The sequence below is a fragment of the Streptomyces sindenensis genome (assembly GCF_014649035.1).
In the GTDB taxonomy this organism is placed as follows: Bacteria; Actinomycetota; Actinomycetes; order Streptomycetales; family Streptomycetaceae; genus Streptomyces; species Streptomyces sindenensis.
On the sequence record NZ_BMSG01000013.1, the window covers coordinates 122358 to 140590 of the forward strand.

Below are 18233 nucleotides of genomic sequence, written 5' to 3' on the forward strand. Positions count from 1 at the left end.
TGGTGGGGTTCGGACCCGGGGAGACCCCCGCAGGGTCGAACCCCTTACCTGTGCCGCCGCACACCGGCGCGCACGGGCCGTCCCCCCACTGCACCACCAGAGATGAGAACGTCCCGCATGAGCACCGGTCTGCCGCGATCCGGCACCCCGAAGCCCGGCCCCCACCCGTCGGGCCTGCGCCGCAAGAGCCCCGAGCAGCTCATCGCCGAATCCGGCAGCGACCTGGAGGGCCACGGCCTCAAGCGCACGATGGGCCTCTTCCAGCTCGTCTGCTTCGGGGTCGGCGCGATCGTCGGCACCGGCATCTTCGTCGGGCTCTCCGACAGCGTCGCCGAGGCCGGCCCCGCCGTCGTGATCTCGTTCGTCCTCGCGGCGATCACCTGCATCTTCACCGCCCTGTCCTTCGCGGAGCTGGGCAGCGCCATCCCGGTCTCCGGAAGCTCGTACTCCTTCGCGTACGCCGCCCTCGGCGAGCGCACCGCCTTCCTCGTCGGCTGGTGCCTGCTGCTGGAGTACGGCGTCTCGGTCTCTGCCGTCGCGGTGGGCTGGAGCCAGTACGTCAACGAGCTGCTGAACAGCCTGTTCGGCTGGGAGCTGCCCGCCGCCCTGTCCGCCGGGCCCGGTGACGGCGGTGTGGTCAACCTGCCCGCCGTCGTCGTGATCGCCATGGCCGCCACCCTGCTGGTGCGCGGCGTCCGCGAGAGCGCCACGGCCACCGCCGCCATGGCCGTCCTCAAGATCGGCATCCTGGTCGCGTTCTGCGCGGTGGCGTTCAGCGCCTTCCAGGACGACAACCTCATGCCGTTCGCCACCCACGGGCTCGGCGGGATCACCGCCGGCGCGTCGCTCGCGTTCTTCTCCTACATCGGCTTCGACGCCATCACCACCGCCGGCGAGGAGGTCAAGAACCCCCGCCGCAACATCCCCGCAGCCATCCTGATCTGCATCGGCGTCGTCACCCTGCTCTACTGCGCCGTGGCGCTCTCCGCCATCGGCGCGATCGGCTCGGACGATGTGGCGAACAAGAGCGCCGCCCTCTCGATCGCCGTCAACGAGGTCACCGGCTCCTCGGTGGGCGGCGGCATCATCGCCTTCGGCGCGGTCGTCGCCATCGCCTCGGTGGTGCTGGCCGTGATGTACGGGCAGACCCGCATCCTGATGTCGATGTCCCGCGACGGGCTCATCCCGCGCGTCTTCGAACGGGTCTCTCCCAAGACCCACACCCCGGTCGCCAACACCTGGATCGTCGCCTGCGTCTTCGCGGTCCCCGCCGCGTTCGTCTCGCTCGACGTCGTCGTGAACCTGACGACCATCGGCACGCTGGCCACGATGGTCGCCGTCAATGTCGCGGTGGTGGTGCTCCGTCGCCGCAACCCCGAGCTGAAGCGGACCTTCCGGGTCCCGCTCTACCCGGCCAGTCCGCTGCTGGGCGTCGCGTTCTGCCTGTATCTGATGTACGGGACCGGCTGGACGACCTGGGTCCAGTTCGCGGTCTTCCTGGCCGCCGGCTCGCTCCTCTACGCCGGCTACGGCCGCAAGCGCTCCCGGCTGGTCAGCTCCCCGGCGACGGACCCGGCTGCGCCGGTATCGCCGGAAGCGTGAACCAGACGGCCTTGCCCTGCTCCGTGGTGCGGTGACCGCACGCGGAGCTGAGGGTCCGGATCAGCAGCAGGCCGCGGCCGTGCTCCTGCCAGGGATCGACCTCGAAGCCCGGCTGCGGCCGGGACAGGTCGCCCGGCGGGGCGGGGTCGCGGTCGTGCACCTCGACCTGGCAGCCGGTGGGCAGCAGCTCCACGACCAGTTCGATGGGCTCGCCGCCCAGGGTGTGCTCGACCGCGTTGGCCACCAGCTCGGCGGTCAGCAGTTCGGCGGTGTCGCTGTCGGCCGGGGCGTCGATGTCCGACAGGGCCGTACGGATGAGGGCCCGGGCGATCGGCACCGCCGCGGTGGAGTGCGGCAGGGCGATGCGCCAGGAAGCGGGAACGGGGACATCGGGCGGCACGGCAGGGTTTCCGTTCGGGAGCGGGTCTACCTGAAGCGGGAGGTCTCGGCCCTCGCGTACGCGTCTTCTCGGGTTCACGTCGTGCTCGTGACGAGACTTCTTGGTTTCAACCTTACGAACCGCTCCGGCTCAGCCATAGGGGCGGTCGGCCGGAGCAAAGGGGACTTTCGCCACAACAGTCTCATGGATGCGGTATTGCGACCTCGTGACGGCAGTCACGCATGAGTGATAACTTCGGAGGCGGAACGCGACCCGCGCACGGCCGGCACCAGCCCGATCGCTGAAGGGGACCCCTCCATGAGCCCGTTTCCCAGCTCGGCCCCGAGCACCGAGGAATGGCGTCATCTCCGGCTGACCCGGGACGACGGTGTGGCAACCGTCACATTCTCCCGCCCCGAGAAACTCAACGCGCTCACCTTCGGCGCCTACGCCGATCTGCGCGACCTCCTCGCCGAGCTCTCCCGGGAACGCTCCGTCCGCGCCCTGGTCCTCGCCGGGGAGGGGCGCGGCTTCTGCTCCGGCGGCGACGTGGACGAGATCATCGGCGCCACCCTGGCCATGGACACCGCGCAGCTCCTCGACTTCAACCGGATGACCGGACAGGTCGTCCGGGCCCTGCGGGAGTGCCCCTTCCCCGTCGTCGCCGCCGTCCACGGGGTCGCGGCGGGCGCCGGAGCGGTCCTGGCCCTCGCCGCCGACTTCCGGGTCGCCGACCCCTCGGCCCGCTTCGCCTTCCTCTTCACCCGGGTCGGCCTCTCCGGCGGCGACATGGGCGCGGCCTACCTGCTGCCCCGGGTCGTCGGCCTCGGCCACGCCACCCGGCTCCTGATGCTCGGCGACGCCGTCCGCGCCCCCGAGGCGGAGCGCATCGGCCTGATCAGCGAGCTGGCCGAGGAGGGGAAGGCCGACGAACGCGCCGCCGAGCTGGCCCGCCGCCTCGCGGACGGACCCGCCCTCGCGCTCGCCCAGACCAAGGCCCTGCTCACCGCCGAGCTGGACATGCCGCTCGCAGCCTCCGTCGAGCTGGACGCCAACACCCAGGCCCTCCTGATGCACGGCGAGGACTACGCCGAGTTCCACGCCGCCTTCACCGAGAAGCGGCCCCCGAAGTGGCAGGGGCGGTAGCCGTGGCGCGCGGCACCGCACCCGTACGGCGCATCGCGGTCATCGGCGGCGGCCCCGGCGGGCTCTACGCCGCCTCCCTGCTCAAACGGCTCGACCCGGACCGCGAGGTCACCGTCTTCGAGCGCAACGCCCCCGACGACACCTTCGGCTTCGGCGTCGTCCTCTCCGACGAGACCCTCGGCGGCATCGAACACGCCGACCCCGAGGTCCACCGTGCCCTCGGCCGTGAGTTCGTCCGCTGGGACACCATCGACATCGTCCACCGCGGCCGCACCCACACCTCCGGCGGACACGGCTTCGCCGCCCTCGGCCGCCGCCGGCTCCTGGAGATCCTGCACGAGCGCTGCGCCGGCCTCGGCGTCGGCCTCCGCTTCCGCACCCCGGCCCCGCCCGCCGCCGAGCTCGCCGCCCACCACGACCTGGTCATCGCCGCCGACGGGGTGCACAGCGCCACCCGTGCCGCGCATGCCGACGCCTTCGGGCCGGACATCACCGAACACCGCAACCGCTACATCTGGCTCGCCGCCGACTTCGCGCTCGACGCCTTCCGCTTCGAGATCGCCGAAACCCCCTACGGCGTCATGCAACTGCACGGCTACCCGTACGCCGCCGACGCCTCCACCGTCATCGTCGAGATGCGCGAGGAGGTGTGGCGCGCCGCCGGACTCGACACCTGCGACCCGGCCGAATCCACCACCCGCTGCGCCAAGTTCTTCACCGAAGCCCTCGACGGCCGCCCCCTGCGTTCCAACCGGTCCTCCTGGCTCGCCTTCCGTACGGTCACCAACTCCCGCTGGTCCCACGGAAACACGGTCCTCATCGGCGACGCGGCCCACACCGCCCACTTCTCCATCGGCTCCGGCACCAAGCTCGCCGTCGAGGACGCCCTCGCGCTCGCCGCCTGTATCGAGGAACAGCCCGACCTGCCGTCCGCGTTGACGGCGTACGAGGCCGAGCGGCGCCCGGTCGTCGCCTCGACCCAGCGCGCGGCCGCCGCCAGTCTGCGCTGGTTCGAGGAGCTGGCCCAGTACGTCGACCAGCCGCCCCGGCGCTTCGCGTTCAACCTCCTCACCCGCAGCCGCCGGGTCACCCACGACAACCTCCGGCTGCGCGACGCCTCGTTCACCGCCGCCGTCGAGGAGGAGTTCGGCTGCCCGCCCGGCACCCCGCCGATGTTCACCCCCTTCCGGCTGCGCGGCCTGGAACTGCGCAACCGGGTCGTCGTCTCACCCATGGACATGTACTCCGCCACCGACGGGCTCCCCGGCGACTTCCACCTCGTCCACCTCGGGGCCCGCGCGCTCGGCGGCGCCGGACTCACCATGACCGAGATGGTCTGCGTCAGCCCCGAGGGCCGTATCACCCCCGGCTGCACGGGCCTGTGGAACGACGAACAGGCCCTGGCCTGGCGGCGGGTCACCGACTTCGTGCACACCTCCGCCCCCGGCGCCGCCATCGGCGTCCAGCTAGGCCACTCCGGCCGCAAGGGCTCCACCAAGCTCATGTGGGAGGGCATCGACCAGCCCCTGGACAGAGGCAACTGGCCCCTGACAGCCGCCTCCCCGCTCCCGTACACCCCCGGCGTCAGCCAGGTCCCGGCCGAGCTGGACCGGACCGGACTGGACGCCGTACGCGAGCAGTTCGTCGAGTCCGCCCGGCGCGCCGCCGACTCCGGCTTCGACCTCCTCGAACTGCACTGCGCCCACGGATACCTGCTCTCCGGATTCCTCTCCCCGCTCACCAACCACCGCACCGACGCCTACGGCGGCTCCCTGGAAGGCCGCCTCCGCTTCCCCCTCGACGTCTTCGACGCCGTGCGCGAAGTCTGGCCGCCGGAACGGCCGATGACCGTCAGGATCTCCGCCACCGACTGGGCCGAGGGCGGCACCGACGCCGAGGACGCCGTCACGATCGCCCGCGCCTTCGCCGAGCACGGGGCCGACGCCATCGACGTCTCGACCGGCCAGGTCGTGCCCGAGGAACGCCCCGAGTTCGGCCGCTCCTACCAGACCCCGTACGCCGACCGGATCCGCAACGCCGTGGACGTCCCTGTCATCGCGGTCGGCGCGATCTCCTCCTGGGACGACGTCAACTCCCTGCTCCTGGCGGGCCGCGCCGATCTCTGCGCCCTGGCCCGCCCCCACCTGTACGACCCGCACTGGACCCTCCACGCGGCGGCCGAGCAGGGCTACACGGGGCCGGGCGCGCCCTGGCCCCTCCCGTACCGCGCGGGCAGCCGCACCCCGCCCACCGGCCGCACCGACGGACCGAAGCCCCGGCTCACCCTGGGGTGACCAGACACGTGTGGCAGAAGCACGCCGTGGAGTGCGGAGCGCGGTAGTGGCTGTCGCGGTAGTCGGCGGCGAGCCGCTTCAGCAGGACGGCCAGCTTCTCGGCCTCTTCCCGGGTCGGCGACGCCACCGAGCCGGCCTCGGCCCGCCGCAGCACGGCCGGCGAGTACACCAACTCCGGCCGGAAGGTGTGGAGATGGCGGGAGCCCAGGTCGATGCTGATCCATCGGGCGGAGCCGCGCCCCCGCCCGATGGTGGACACCTCGGCGTGGGCCATGCCTCCGTAAGTGCCCATGACGTACACCTTCGCCCCGCCCCGGTAGGACTTCGTCCCCGGCCGCAACTCCTGCCCGCCGGGCCCGTACCGCCGCCACCGCACCACGTTCGCCGCCACCAGCCACATCGGCTCAGGCGCCACGGACTCCGCCGTCACGTGCCTCTCCTCAGCTGCACCCGGTCCGCCACCGGCTCGTAACCGATGCGCCGATACACGCCGTTACTCGTCGGGTTGGCGAGGTCCGTGAAGAGCAGGACCTCCGCCGCGGCCTTTGCCAGGGCGGCCCGCGAGGACTCGGCCGTCACGGCGGCCCCGTATCCCCGGCCGCGGAACTCCGGCGGGGTGTACACCGAGGTCACCCGCACCGTCCCCGCCAGCATCCGGGTGCGCCCCGCCAGCGCCCCGTCCGCCCCGCGCCACCAGCCGAGGACCGGATCGTCGTCGCCGTAGTGACGCGCGCCCGAACGCCTCAGCCGCTCGGTGACGCCGAGCACCACCGTGTGCTCCACGGGCCGCTCGGCGAGCGACGGGCCGGCCGAGGCGAGGAACACGTCGACGTCTCGCGTGAAGGTCCAGGTCATGCCTCATCGTGCCAAGCCCGGGAGACCGGGAGCACCTGGATTTCCCCGCGTACGAGGGCGGTCCCGCGCACCGGGGGCCAGTTCTCCGGCGTCCCGCGGCGGTCGTGCCGTAAGACTTTCGTCACGTGGGAGTGATCGCCGCGGGTGGGCCGGTCGGATTGAATGGTGGTCCGGAGCCGGTGCAAGCGGTCGGCCGACGTAGCGGAGGAGCCGAAAATGGGACGGGTGCGCGGAGCGCTGACGCGACCGGTGGTCGCAGGGGCCCTGGTGGTGGCCGCGGTGCTGGCGGGCGTGGGGCTCTACTGGTTCCAGCCGTGGAAGCTGTGGCAGGACGAGACCGTGCGGGAGGCCCTGCCCGAGGCGACGGCCGCGGAGTCCGCCGACACCTCCGCGGGCCGGACCGCGCCGCCGCGACAGGCTCCCGGCCCCGACCCGGCGACGCCGGTGACCGTCGCCTCCGGCGACCTCATCAGCCACGAGCACGCCACGTCCGGCACGGTGAAGCTGCTGCGGCTCGCCGACGGCTCGCACATCGTGCGACTGGAGGACCTCGACACCAGCAACGGCCCGGATCTCAGGGTCTGGCTGACCGACGCGCCGGTGAAGGAGGGACGGGCAGGCTGGTCCGTCTTCGACGACGGCCGCCATGAGAGCCTCGGCAAGCTGAAGGGCAACAAGGGATCCCACAACTACCGGCTGCCCGCCGACCTCGACCCGGCGGCCTTCACGAGCGTCAGCATCTGGTGCGACCGGTTCGACGTCTCCTTCGGCGCCGCCGAACTGGCCCGCGTCTGACGGCTCCTTCGGTCCCGCCCGGCCGGCCGTCCGACGGCCGCCGCGCTCGGTCCTTCCGCGCACCCCCCTGGCGTCCTCACTCCCGTACGAAAAGTTCCCCGGCGTCCCGCAGCCGCTCGTGCAGCCGGCCGAACACCTCCGCCGACCGGCCGCCCGGCCAGTCCGCCGGCAGCAGCTCCGCCGGTAGACCCGGGTCCGCGTACGGGAGCCGCCGCCAGGAGTCCAGCGCCAGCAGATAGTCCCGGTAGGCGGTCTGCGGTCGGGGTACGCCGTCGGCCTCGGACGCCTCCCAGTCGCGCAGCACCGGCTCGTGCAGCTCCAGGAAGTCCTGGTGCAGGCGCGCCACCGTGTCCAGGTCCCACCAGCGGGCGACCGCCTCGCGGGTGGCGGCGAAACCGAGGTGCTCACCCCGGAACAGGTCGACGTACGGGGCGAGTTCGAGCCGTTCCAGGGTGTGCCGCGTCTCCTCGTACAGTCCGGCCGGGGCGATCCACACACCGGGCGCGGCCGTGCCGAAACCCAGCCGGGCCAGCCGGGAGCGCAGCACATGGCGCTTGCTGCGCTCCGCCTCCGGCACCGAGAACACCGCGAGCACCCAGCCCTCGGCGAGGCTCGGCGCGGGGTGCCGGTAGATCCGCCGGTCCCCGTCGTCCAGCAGCTGCCGCGCCTCCGGGGAGAGCGCGTACCCCGCCGAGCCGTCCGCCGCCCGGACGGCCACCAGCAGCCCGCGCCGTTTCAGCCGCGAGACGCACGAGCGCACGGAGGGGGCGTCGACGCCCACGGCGTGCAGCAGACGGATCAGCTCCGACACCGCGAACGGCGCACCGTCCGCCGGACGGCCATAGGCGCCGTAGAGCGTGATGATCAGGGAGCGGGGGGTGCGCAACTCGGCCACGTGATCACTTTAGGCTCTGTCCTCCCGGAGGTCTTCCCGGAGCAGGAACCGCTGGAGCTTGCCGGTCGCGGTGCGGGGCAGGGACTCCTCGAACACGAAGACGCGCGGGCACTTGTGCGGCGCCAGGCCGGCCTTCATGTGGGCGCGCAGCGAGTCCGCCGTCTGCTCCGAGCCCTCGGTCAGGACCACGTGCGCCACCACGATCTCGCCGCGCAGCTCGTCCGCCCGGCCCACCACGGCCGCCTCCGCGACCTCCGGATGGCGCAGCAGGGCGTCCTCCACCTCGGGGCCCGCGATGTTGTACCCGGAGGAGATGATCATGTCGTCGGCGCGGGCCACGTAACGGAAGTAGCCGTCCGGTTCGCGGACGAAGGTGTCTCCGGTCAGATTCCAGCCGTGCCGGACGTACTCCGTCTGCCGCGGGTCGGCGAGATAGCGGCAGCCGACCGGGCCGCGCACCGCGAGCAGCCCCGGTTCGCCGGCGGGCAGCTCCTCGCCGCGCTCGTCCACCACCCGGGCCTGCCAGCCCGGCACGGGCACCCCCGTCATCCCCGGCCGGATCGCGTCGTCGGCGGCCGAGATGAAGATGTGCAGCAGCTCCGTGGCCCCGATGCCGTTGATGATCCGCAGCCCCGTCGCCTCGTACCAGGCCCGCCAGGTCGCCTCCGGCAGGTTCTCCCCGGCCGACACACAGCGCCGCAGCGCCGACAGGTCGTGGCCGTTCAGCTGACCGAGCATCGTGCGGTAGGCCGTCGGCGCGGTGAACAGCACCGAGACCCGGTGCCGGGCCAGCGCGGGCAGCAGATGCTGCGGACCCGCCTGCTCCAGGAGCAGCGTCGAGGCCCCGGCCCGCAGCGGGAAGACCAGCAGCCCGCCCAGGCCGAACGTGAAGCCCAGCGGCGGGCTGCCCGCGAACACGTCGTCGGCCGAGGGGCGCAGCACGTGCTGGGAGAAGGTGTCGGCGATGGCCAGGAGATCCCGGTGCAGATGCATACAGCCCTTGGGGCGCCCGGTGGTCCCCGAGGTGAACGCGATGAGCGCGACCTCGTCGGCGGCCGTGTCCACCGCCCGGTACGGACCGCTCCTGCCCTCCGCCAGCCGGGTGAGATCGTCGGGCCCCTCCCCGCCGAACGGGGTGATCCGCAGCCCGTCCACGTCCGCCGCCACCAGATCCTCCAGGGACCGGGCGTCGCACAGCGCGTGGCCGATACGCGCCAGCGAGCAGATGGTGGCCAGCTCAGCGGCGCGCGCCTGTGCCAGTACGGTCACGGCGACCGCGCCCGCCTTCATGACGGCGAGCCAGCAGGCGGCCAGCCAGGGCGTGGTCGGCCCGCGCAGCAGCACCCGGTTGCCCGGGACCACGCCCAGGTCCTCCGCCAGCACCTGTGCGATGCGGTCCACGGTCTCCCGCAGCTCGCCGTAGCTCCAGACGCCCCCGTCGCCGGAGCGCAGGGCGGGACGGTCGGCGCCGTACTCCTCGACGGTGCGGTCCAGCAGCTCGTGTCCGCAGTTCAGCCGGTCGGGGTAGCGCGGCGCCGGATCGTCCAGGAGAAGCTCGGGCCACTGCTCGGGCGGTGGGAGATGGTCGCGCGCGAAGGTGTCGGTGTGGGCGCCGGCGGCGCGCCCGGTCGGCTCGTGAGGCGCCCCGGGGACGCGTACGGACGCGTCGGCGGCGGCGGTGGGCGTGTTCGGCGAGGAATTCGGCTCCATGAAGGATCGCCCCCTTGTCGCCTCTGGAGCGTATCGTTTGAGTGACGGTAGTCAACGGTCCGCGATAAGCCAGGGCGTGCCATACGACGCGACGAGATGCCACCCGGCGCGTCGGGGCACGCGATACGACGCGACAAGAGAGGCGCCGCCATGACGGCATTCTCCCTCGAACCGGAACAAACCGCTTGGTGCGAGGAGCTCCGTACGCTCGCCGTGCGGAAGCTGCGCCCGCTGGCGGAGAAGGGGAAGCCCGGGCTGGTCAACCGTCCCCTGCTGGCCGCGCTCGGCGAGCTGGGCCTCCTCGGCCGGATGCTCGGCTCCGGCGCGCTGGACCTGTGCCTGCTGCGGGAGTCGCTGGCCCGGGGCTGCACCGAGGCCGAGACCGCGCTCGCCCTCCAGGGCCTCGGCACCACCCCGATCGTCCAGGCGGGCACCCCCGGCCACCGCGAACGCTGGCTCCCCGAGGTCCGGGCCGGGCGGGCCGTCGCCGCGTTCGCGCTGAGCGAGCCGGGGGCGGGCTCCGACGCGGCGGCCCTGAGCCTGGCCGCCGAGCACACCGCCGACGGCTGGCGGCTCACCGGCGAGAAGTGCTGGATCTCCAACGCCCCGGAGGCCGACTTCGCCGTGGTCTTCGCCCGCACCACCCCCGGCGCGGGATCCCGGGGCATCACCGCCTTCCTCGTCCCGTCCGACCGCCCCGGACTCACCGGCTCCGCCCTCGACATGCTCTCCCCGCACCCCATCGGCACCCTGGAGTTCGACGGCGTACCGGTCACCGCCGACGACGTCCTGGGCGAACCCGACCGGGGCTTCCGGGTCGCCATGAACACCCTCAACCTCTTCCGCCCCAGCGTCGGGGCCTTCGCCGTCGGGATGGCCCGCGCCGCCCTCGACGCGACCCTGGACCACACCGCCCACCGCACCGCGTTCGGCGGTCCGCTGAGCGACCTCCAGGCCGTCTCCCACCAGGTCGCCGAGATGGCCACCCGCACCGAGGCCGCCCGCCTGCTGGTCCACGCCGCGGCAGCGGCGTACGACGCGGGGGAGAGCGGGGTGCCGCGCCGCGCGGCGATGGCCAAGCTGTTCGCAACCGAGACCGCGCAGTACGTCGTCGACACCGCCGTCCAGCTCCACGGCGCCCGCGCCCTGCGCCGGGGCCATCTGCTCGAACACCTCTACCGCGAGGTCCGCGCGCCGCGCATCTACGAGGGGGCGAGCGAGGTTCAGCGCACCATCATCGCCAAGGAGCTGTACGCGAACGCCGCCGCCCACGAGCACGTGGATCCCGTGGGCCTCACCCAGGAGCCGCCCGCATGAGCCCGTCCCACCGGATCAACCCGGCCGAACTCTCCCCGCCCACCGGCTTCAGCCACGCGGTCGTCGCCACCGGCGGGCACCTCGTCTTCCTCGCCGGACAGACCGCCCTCGACCCGGCGGGCAAGGTCGTCGGGGCCACCCTGCCCGAGCAGTTCGCGCTCGCGCTCGGCAATCTGCTCACCGCCCTCCACGCGGCCGGCGGCGCCCCCGCCGACCTCGCCCGGGTCACCGTCTACGCCACCGACGTCGACGACTACCGCTCCCACTCCGCCGAACTGGGCCGGATCTGGCGCAGGCTCGCAGGGCGCGACTACCCGGCGATGGCCGTCATCGGGGTCGCCCGGCTCTGGGACGAGCAGGCGATGGTCGAGATCGACGGGGTCGCGGTTCTGCCATGATTCGCGTTCAGAGCGGGGCGGGGAGACCCGCCGCACTCGTTCAAAGGACGGAAAGACCCCCGTAAAGAAGTTGTCAAAATGCTCGCGCTAGGCTCTTCCTGTGCGGTACAACGCGGAACGCCTCCAACTCCTGGCGCAGCCATCCCTCCGTCCCCAGCTGACGCTCTCTCGGGACGGCGTCCGGTCTCAGCCTGCCGGTAGGCACGCGGCGTGCCGGTCCGGGGAATCCAGCGGGGGCGTATATCTGTATTCGGTGCCCTTTACTCCGGTCTGTTCGCCGCCCGACCCGGACACCGCGCTGTGATCGGGCTCATCATCGGCCACTTCCTCCTGGCCGCCTTCGCGGGCCCCCTGGTGCACCGGCTCGGTCGGCGCGCCTTCCTCGTGCTGGCGCTGCCCCCGGCGGCGGCCACCGTCTGGGCGTTCACCCAGTGGAGCACCGCCGCCGCCGGTGACGCGGTCACCTGGAGCTGGAAGTGGATTCCGGACTACGACGTCGGCCTCGATCTGCGGCTGGACGCACTCTCCGAGCTGATGGTCCTGATGGCCGCCGGGGTCGGCGCTCTCGTCCTCGTCTACTGCGCCTCGTACTTCAGGGACGACACCCCGCAACTGGCCCGGTTCGCCGGGAACCTCCTCGCCTTCGCGGGCGCGATGCTCGCCCTGGTGCTCGCCGACGACCTGATCACGCTCTACGTGTTCTGGGAGCTGACCACGGTCTTCTCCTTCCTGCTGATCGGGCACAGCAGCGAACACCGGCACAGCAGACGCTCCGCGCTCCAGGCGCTCACCGTCACCACGCTCGGCGGCCTCGCCATGCTGGTGGGCTTCCTGATCGTCGGTCATGCCGCGGGCACCTACCGCATCTCCGAGATCGTCGCCGACCCTCCGGAGACCGGCCTCGCCATCTCCGTCGCGCTGGTGCTGATCCTCGCGGGCGCGCTGTCGAAGTCCGCGATCTGGCCGTTCTCCATGTGGCTTCCGAACGCCATGGCCGCCCCCACCCCGGTCAGCGCCTATCTGCATGCCGCCGCGATGGTCAAGGCCGGGGTCTACCTGGTGGCCCGGCTCTCCCCGGCCTTCGCCGACGTCCCGGTGTGGAAACCGGTGGTCATCGTGCTCGGAGGCGCGACCATGCTGCTGGGCGGCTGGCGCGCCCTGCGCCTCAACGACCTGAAGCTGGTCCTCGCCTACGGGACCGTCAGCCAGCTCGGCTTCCTCACCTTGCTCGCCGGGACCGGCAACCGGGACGCGGCTCTGGCCGCCGTCGCGATGATCCTCGGCCACGCCCTGTTCAAGGCCCCGCTCTTCCTCGTCACCGGCATCGTCGACCACTCCACCGGTACCCGGGATCTGCGGAGACTCTCCGGCGTCGGCCGCTCCCTGCCGTACGTCGCGGGGGTCGCCGTCCTCGCCGCCGCCTCCATGGCAGCCCTGCCTCCGCTGCTCGGATTCGCCGCGAAGGAAGCGGCCTTCGAGGCGCTGCTGCACGGCTCGGCCGCCGACCGCTGGGCGCTCGCCGCCGTCGTCGCGGGCTCCGCCCTCACCACCGCGTACACCCTGCGGTTCGTCTGGGGGGCCTTCGCCCGCAAGCCCGGCGTCCCCGACACCCCCGTCCACCGGGTCGGCTGGGCCTTCCTGGCCCCGCCCGCCCTCCTCGCGGTGCTCGGCCTGGTGCTCGGCCCCGGCGTCGGCCTGACCGACCGGCTGTTCAGCGCCTACGCCGACAGCTATCCGGCTCCCTCCGACCCCTACCACCTCGCGCTCTGGCACGGCTTCGGCGTCGCCCTGCTGCTGTCCGCCGTCGCCTGGATCGCGGGAGCGGCCCTCTTCCTCGCCCGGGACACCGTCGTCCGCGTGTCCCGCCGCGTCGCCTGGCCCACCGCCGACAGCGTCTTCGGCCATCTGCTGCTCGGACAGGAACGGCTCGCCCTCCAGGTCACCGGCTTCGTCCAGCGAGGCTCCCTCTCGGTCTACCTGGCGACGACGCTGCTCGTGATGGCCGGCGGCCAGCTCGCCGTGTTCGCCACCGACCAGCCCTGGCAGGGCGCTCCGGCCCCCCGGCTGTGGGACAACGCGCTCCAGGGCGGCATCGCCGTGCTCACCTGCGTCGCCGCCTTCCTCTGCCTGACCGTACGGCGCCGGATGAAGGCCGTGGTCCTCAGCGGGCTGATCGGCTACGGCACCGCGCTGCTCTTCGTCGTCCAGGGCGCACCGGACCTGGCACTCACCCAGTTCTGCGTCGAGACCGTCGCGATGATCGTCTTCGTCCTCGTGCTGCGCCGGATGCCCGTCCACTTCGAGGAGACCGTCTCTCCCTGGCGGCGCGCGATCCGGATTCCGGTGGCGCTCGTCGCGGCCGGTACCGTCGGCGTCGCCGTCTGGGTGGCCGCCGCCGCGCGTACGGCCGAACCGGCGGGCGCGGCCATGGTCGAGGAGGTCCAGGAACACGGGTACAAGGACGTGGTCGCCACCATCCTCGTCGACCTGCGCGCCTGGGACACCCTCGGGGAATCCGCGGTGCTCGCCGCCGCGGCGATCGGGGTCACCAGCCTCATCTACCTGCACCGCCGCAGCGAGGGACCGATGACGGCGGACGAGCTGAAGGGCCGTACCGCCTGGTCGATCGCGGCCGAGCACACCGCACGGCTGCCGCAGGGCGACGAGGTGGCCCCCGAGCGCGGCTGGCTCGCCGCCGGATCCACCCTCGCCCCCGAACACCGCTCGATCGTCTTCGAGGTGGTGGCGCGGCTGCTCTTCCACCCGATCCTGATCCTCTCCGTCTACCTGCTGTTCTGCGCCGAGAACATGCCCGGCGGCGGCTTCGTCGCCGGACTGGTCGCCGGGGTCGCCCTCATCACCCGCTATCTGGCGGGAGGACGCTTCGAACTGGCCCAGGCCGCCCCCCTGCAACCGGGGCTCTTCACCGGACTCGGCCTCTTCATCTCGACCGGGGTGGGCCTGCTCGGCCTGATCGACGGAACCGTTCTGCACGCCTTCACCTACCACGGACATCTACCGGTGTTCGGCGACTTCCACATGAGCACGCCGATCCTGTTCGACTTCGGCGTCTACCTGCTGGTGCTGGGCGTCGTCCTGGACATCGTCCGGGCTCTCGGAGCCAAGATCGACCGGCAGATCGAACGGGCCGCCGGCGCGCTGAGCGCCACGGGCGGCCCCGAGGCGGAAGGGGACCCCCGATGACCGTCAGCGCCGCACTCCTCCTCACGGCCGTGGTCCTCTGCGCCGTGGGCGGCATTCTCATGCTGACCCGACCGCTGACACGGATCCTGCTCGGGGCCGTCATTCTGAGCAACGGGGTCAACCTGCTGATCCTCGCCTCGACCGGTACCGCGGGTGCCGCGCCCCTTCTCTACGGGGTCGATCTGCGCCGGGTCACCGACCCGCTGCCCCAGGCGATCGCTCTGACCGCGATCGTGATCACCCTCGGCACCACCGCCTTCCTGCTCGCCATGGCCTACCGCAGTCACCAGATCACCGGCACCGACGAGGTGCACGACGACCTGGAGGACCGGCGCATCGTGCTACGGGCCGAAGTGCTCTCCGAACGCGCCCAGTTGCGGGAGGAGTTCCGCTCCGGATCCGAGCCGACCGCGGACGAGCGCGAACGCTACCGCGAGGAGCGCCGCAGGCTCCGCGACCGGCTCCGCGCCGACCGGGCCCGCCAGGCCCGGGGCCGCGACGCCTCCGGCGACCTCTGGAACGACATCATCGGCGCCGACCCCGAGGACTACGTACGCGACGGCGACGCCAAGGCCGACGACCGTTACCCCCGAGACGAACGAGGAGCCGCCGGATGAACGCGCTCGTCCCGCTGCCGGTGCTCCTGCCGCTGTGTGCCACCGGACTCAGCCTCACCTTCGGCACCCGGCTGCAGCGCTTCCAGCGCTTCATCAGCGTCGCCGTGCTCACCGCGGTCCTGGGGCTCTCGGTCACCCTGATGATCGCCGCCGACCGGCAGGGCCCGCTCTCCGTCCACCTCGGCGACTTCGCGCCCCCGCTCGGCATCACCCTGGTCGCCGACCGGCTCTCCGGACTGATGCTGACCGTCTCCTCGGCCGTCACGCTCTGCGTACTGATCTACTCCCTGGGCCAGGGCATGACCGACCGGGACAAGGAGACCCCGCTGGCGGTCTTCCACCCGGCCTACCTGATCCTCGTGGCCGGGGTCTCCTGCACCTTCCTCGCCGGCGACCTGGTCAACCTCTTCGTCAGCTTCGAGATCATGCTGGTGGCCAGCTTCGTGCTGCTCACCCTCGGCGGCACCGGCCCCCGGATGCGCGCCGGATCGACCTACGTGATCATCTCGCTGTTCTCGTCGATGGTCTTCCTCATCGCCATCGCGATGACCTACGCGGCCCTGGGCACCGTGAACTTCGCGCAGCTCGCCGAACGGCTGCCCGACCTCTCGCTCGGCGTGCAGACCCTGATCCAGGCGATGCTGCTCACGGTCTTCGCGATCAAAGCCGCCGTCTTCCCGCTGGCCGCATGGCTGCCCGACTCCTATCCGACGGCGCCCGCACCGGTGACCGCCGTCTTCGCGGGGCTGCTCACCAAGGTGGGCGTCTACTGCATGATGCGGACCGAGACCCTGCTCTTCTCGGGCAACCGGATCGGCGACCTTCTGATGGCCGTGGCGCTGGCCTCCATGGTGATCGGCATCCTCGGCGCGGTGGCCCAGACCGACCTGAAGCGACTGCTCTCCTTCACCCTGATCAGCCATATCGGCTTCATGATCTTCGGCATCGGCCTCGCCACCCGGGAGGCGTACGGCGGTGCCATCGTCTACGTCGTCCACCACATCACCGTCCAGACCACCCTGTTCCTGGTGGCGGGGCTCATCGAACGCCGGGGCGGCACCACGGAGCTGACCCGGCTCGGCGGACTGGCCAAGGCCGCACCGATACTGGCCCTCCTCTTCTTCGTCCCCGCCATGAACCTGGCGGGCATCCCCCCGCTCTCCGGCTTCATCGGAAAGCTGGGGCTGATGCGGGCGGGCGTCGCCGACGGCAGCGCCTGGGCCTGGATCCTGGTCGCGGGCTCGGTCGTCACCAGCCTCTTGACGCTGTACGTCACCGCCAAGGTGTGGAACCTCGCCTTCTGGCGGGCGGCCCCGCCCGGACAGGCCGAGTCGGGCACGATCCTGGAGGCCGGGGACGACAGCGACGACGACACCGACGAGGGTCCCGACGGCGTTCCGGGCACCGGTGACGAGGGCATCGCGGTGCTCGACCGCCCGTCCGAGGGCGCGGCCACCGCCACGCTCCGGGCGCGAGCGGTCACCACGACCAACCGCCTGCCCCGGCCCATGATGGCGGCCACCGCGGCGACCGTCGCGCTGGCCCTGTCCTTCACGGTGTTCGCCGGACCGCTCACCGCCTTCACCGACCGCTCGGCCGTGGAACTGCTGGAGCGGACGCCCTACATCGAGGAGGTGCTGGGCCGGTGAGCCGTTTCCTGCGGTTCTCGTTCCGCGACGCCGACCTGCCGCCGCTGAGCTGCCGGATCGGCCGTCGCGGCCGCGTGCTGGACCTGCCGCTGATCGCCTGGCTCACGCTCATCTGGGTGCTGCTCTGGTCCACGTTCAATCTGGCCAACATCATCACGGGCGTGATCGTCGCGGCCGCCGTCTGTCTGGCCTTCCCGCTGCCGCCGGTCGACCTCGGCCTCCGGCTCCATCCCTGGGGCATCCTCCGACTGGCCGGATATCTGCTCTACGACATGTACACCTCGGGTGTGAAGGTCACCCGGCAGATCTTCGCCGGGGTGCCGCACCGGGCCGCCGTCATCGGCGTACCGCTGCGCTGCCGCAGTGACCTGATGCTGGCCGCCGTCGCCGTCGCTGTCTCGAATGTCCCTGGTGGTTCTGTCATCGAGATGCGCCGAGCCACCGCGACCGTCTTCCTGCACGTCCTGGACGCCGACCGCCCCGAGGAGCTGGAAGCGGCCCGGCGCCAGGTCTGGCGGCTGGAGGAACTGACCGTACGGGCCTTCGGAACCGCCGACGAGATCGCCCGGGTCGCCGAACCGCCCCCACCGCCGCAGCTCACCGCCGGAAGGCCCGCACCATGAGTGTCTTCGAACAGATCGACCGCGTCCTGCTGACCGCCGCCATCGTCCTGGTCCTGGCAGCCGGGCTCCTGCTGCTGGTCCGGATCTGGCGCGGGCCCTCCATGCTCGACCGGGCGATCTCGCTGGACGTCATCGCGGCGCTGATCATCGCCGGGCTCGGCGCCAAGTCCGCCGTGGCGCTGGACTCGTTCTACTTTCCGATCATGCTGGTGCTGGCCTTCCTCGGGTTCACCGGCTCGGTGGGCATCGCCCGCTTCATCGCTGTGCGCGACCGGCCCCAGGCCGTGACGGCGACCGTGCCGTCTCCCGCTGCGGCTCCCGGGACCGGCAGCCGCCCCGGGGGCGACGCGGGTTCCGGCTCGGGCGCGACCAAGGAGGACCCCAAGTGAACGTCTGGCTCCAGCTCCTCGACACGGCGGGCGCGCTCCTCGTCCTGGTCGGCGCCGCGATCTCGCTGCTCGGGGTGATCGGCATGCTCCGGCTGCCCGACGTCCTCTCCCGCAGCCACGCCGCCACCAAGCCGCAGACCCTCGGCATGATTCTGGTGCTGGCCGGGGTCGCGCTCCGGCTGCGCAGTGGCATGGACCTCGCCACCCTCGGCCTCATCGCCTTCTTCCAGATGCTCACCGGACCGGTCGCCTCGCACCTGGTGGCCCGCTCCGCCTACCGCACCGGTCAGATCGACCACGGTGAGCTGCTCTTCGACGAACTCGACGAGCAACTCACCGACGGGAAGTAGGCGCGTACTC

General features: G+C 72.1%; 17 protein-coding genes. 12 read left to right on the forward strand and 5 right to left on the reverse strand.

Annotation, left to right across the window (positions count from 1 at the left end):
- Nucleotides 1-117 precede the first annotated feature (117 nt).
- A complete protein-coding gene (locus IE145_RS16750; RefSeq protein ID WP_189525834.1) occupies nt 118-1602 on the forward strand; it encodes an amino acid permease in 1485 nt (494 codons plus the stop codon).
- On the opposite strand, the gene IE145_RS16755 is transcribed toward IE145_RS16750, so the two are convergent.
- Nucleotides 1553-2002 (reverse strand): ATP-binding protein, encoded by a 450-nt coding sequence (locus tag IE145_RS16755; RefSeq protein WP_069736897.1) that lies wholly within the window; start codon nt 2000-2002, stop codon nt 1553-1555. The genes IE145_RS16750 and IE145_RS16755 overlap by 50 nt on opposite strands.
- A gap of 297 nt (nt 2003-2299) precedes the next feature.
- On the opposite strand from IE145_RS16755, the gene IE145_RS16760 reads away from it, so the two are divergent.
- On the forward strand, nt 2300-3127 hold the full coding sequence (locus IE145_RS16760) for an enoyl-CoA hydratase family protein (RefSeq protein ID WP_006128253.1): 828 nt from the start codon (nt 2300-2302) through the stop codon (nt 3125-3127).
- The gene (locus IE145_RS16765; protein ID WP_189525835.1) at nt 3112-5421 is read left to right on the forward strand and encodes a bifunctional salicylyl-CoA 5-hydroxylase/oxidoreductase; all 2310 of its coding nucleotides are present in this window, start codon (nt 3112-3114) and stop codon (nt 5419-5421) included. Before IE145_RS16760 ends, IE145_RS16765 begins: the two co-directional genes overlap by 16 nt.
- Here the strand turns inward: IE145_RS16765 and IE145_RS16770 are convergent.
- Both IE145_RS16770 and IE145_RS16775 read right to left on the reverse strand, forming a co-directional pair.
- On the reverse strand, nt 5408-5851 hold the full coding sequence (locus tag IE145_RS16770) for a hypothetical protein (protein ID WP_189525836.1): 444 nt from the start codon (nt 5849-5851) through the stop codon (nt 5408-5410). The two genes, IE145_RS16765 and IE145_RS16770, sit on opposite strands and share 14 nt — an antisense overlap.
- Nucleotides 5848-6276 (reverse strand): GNAT family N-acetyltransferase, encoded by a 429-nt coding sequence (locus IE145_RS16775; RefSeq protein WP_189525837.1) that lies wholly within the window; start codon nt 6274-6276, stop codon nt 5848-5850. Before IE145_RS16775 ends, IE145_RS16770 begins: the two co-directional genes overlap by 4 nt.
- 216 nt (nt 6277-6492) lie before the next feature.
- Between IE145_RS16775 and IE145_RS16780 the strand changes: the two genes are divergently transcribed.
- Nucleotides 6493-7071: a DM13 domain-containing protein gene (locus IE145_RS16780; RefSeq protein ID WP_189525838.1), complete on the forward strand. Its 579-nt coding sequence runs from the start codon at nt 6493-6495 to the stop codon at nt 7069-7071.
- A gap of 76 nt (nt 7072-7147) precedes the next feature.
- Here the strand turns inward: IE145_RS16780 and IE145_RS16785 are convergent, their stop codons facing one another.
- Both IE145_RS16785 and IE145_RS16790 read right to left on the reverse strand, forming a co-directional pair.
- Entirely contained in the window at nt 7148-7966 is an 819-nt protein-coding gene (locus IE145_RS16785) for a PaaX family transcriptional regulator (RefSeq protein WP_189525839.1), read from the reverse strand.
- Nucleotides 7967-7975: 9 nt separating this feature from the next.
- On the reverse strand, nt 7976-9676 hold the full coding sequence (locus tag IE145_RS16790) for an AMP-binding protein (protein ID WP_189525840.1): 1701 nt from the start codon (nt 9674-9676) through the stop codon (nt 7976-7978).
- Between the two features lie 150 nt (nt 9677-9826).
- Between IE145_RS16790 and IE145_RS16795 the strand changes: the two genes are divergently transcribed.
- The 8 genes from IE145_RS16795 to mnhG all read left to right on the forward strand — a co-directional run bounded on the left by IE145_RS16795 (nt 9827) and on the right by mnhG (nt 18223).
- Nucleotides 9827-10993, forward strand: coding sequence for an acyl-CoA dehydrogenase family protein (locus IE145_RS16795; protein WP_189525841.1), 1167 nt, complete (start codon nt 9827-9829; stop codon nt 10991-10993).
- Nucleotides 10990-11391 carry a RidA family protein gene (locus IE145_RS16800; protein ID WP_069736905.1) on the forward strand — a complete coding sequence of 134 codons (402 nt, stop codon included), beginning with the start codon at nt 10990-10992 and terminating at the stop codon, nt 11389-11391. Before IE145_RS16795 ends, IE145_RS16800 begins: the two co-directional genes overlap by 4 nt.
- Before the next feature lie 300 nt (nt 11392-11691).
- Complete coding sequence (locus IE145_RS16805; RefSeq protein ID WP_075263731.1) at nt 11692-14595, forward strand: Na+/H+ antiporter subunit A; 2904 nt, start codon at nt 11692-11694, stop codon at nt 14593-14595.
- Nucleotides 14592-15212 carry a Na(+)/H(+) antiporter subunit C gene (locus tag IE145_RS16810; protein WP_032777493.1) on the forward strand — a complete coding sequence of 207 codons (621 nt, stop codon included), beginning with the start codon at nt 14592-14594 and terminating at the stop codon, nt 15210-15212. Before IE145_RS16805 ends, IE145_RS16810 begins: the two co-directional genes overlap by 4 nt.
- Nucleotides 15209-16861: a Na+/H+ antiporter subunit D gene (locus IE145_RS16815; RefSeq protein WP_189525842.1), complete on the forward strand. Its 1653-nt coding sequence runs from the start codon at nt 15209-15211 to the stop codon at nt 16859-16861. Before IE145_RS16810 ends, IE145_RS16815 begins: the two co-directional genes overlap by 4 nt.
- Nucleotides 16858-17484, forward strand: a complete 627-nt coding sequence (locus IE145_RS16820) for a Na+/H+ antiporter subunit E (RefSeq protein WP_075263729.1) — start codon at nt 16858-16860, stop codon at nt 17482-17484. Before IE145_RS16815 ends, IE145_RS16820 begins: the two co-directional genes overlap by 4 nt.
- Complete coding sequence (locus IE145_RS16825) at nt 17481-17873, forward strand: MrpF/PhaF family protein (RefSeq protein WP_075263728.1); 393 nt, start codon at nt 17481-17483, stop codon at nt 17871-17873. The genes IE145_RS16820 and IE145_RS16825 overlap by 4 nt, the downstream gene beginning before the upstream one ends.
- Nucleotides 17870-18223: a monovalent cation/H(+) antiporter subunit G gene (gene mnhG, locus IE145_RS16830; RefSeq protein ID WP_075263727.1), complete on the forward strand. Its 354-nt coding sequence runs from the start codon at nt 17870-17872 to the stop codon at nt 18221-18223. Before IE145_RS16825 ends, mnhG begins: the two co-directional genes overlap by 4 nt.
- Nucleotides 18224-18233: the final 10 nt, after the last annotated feature.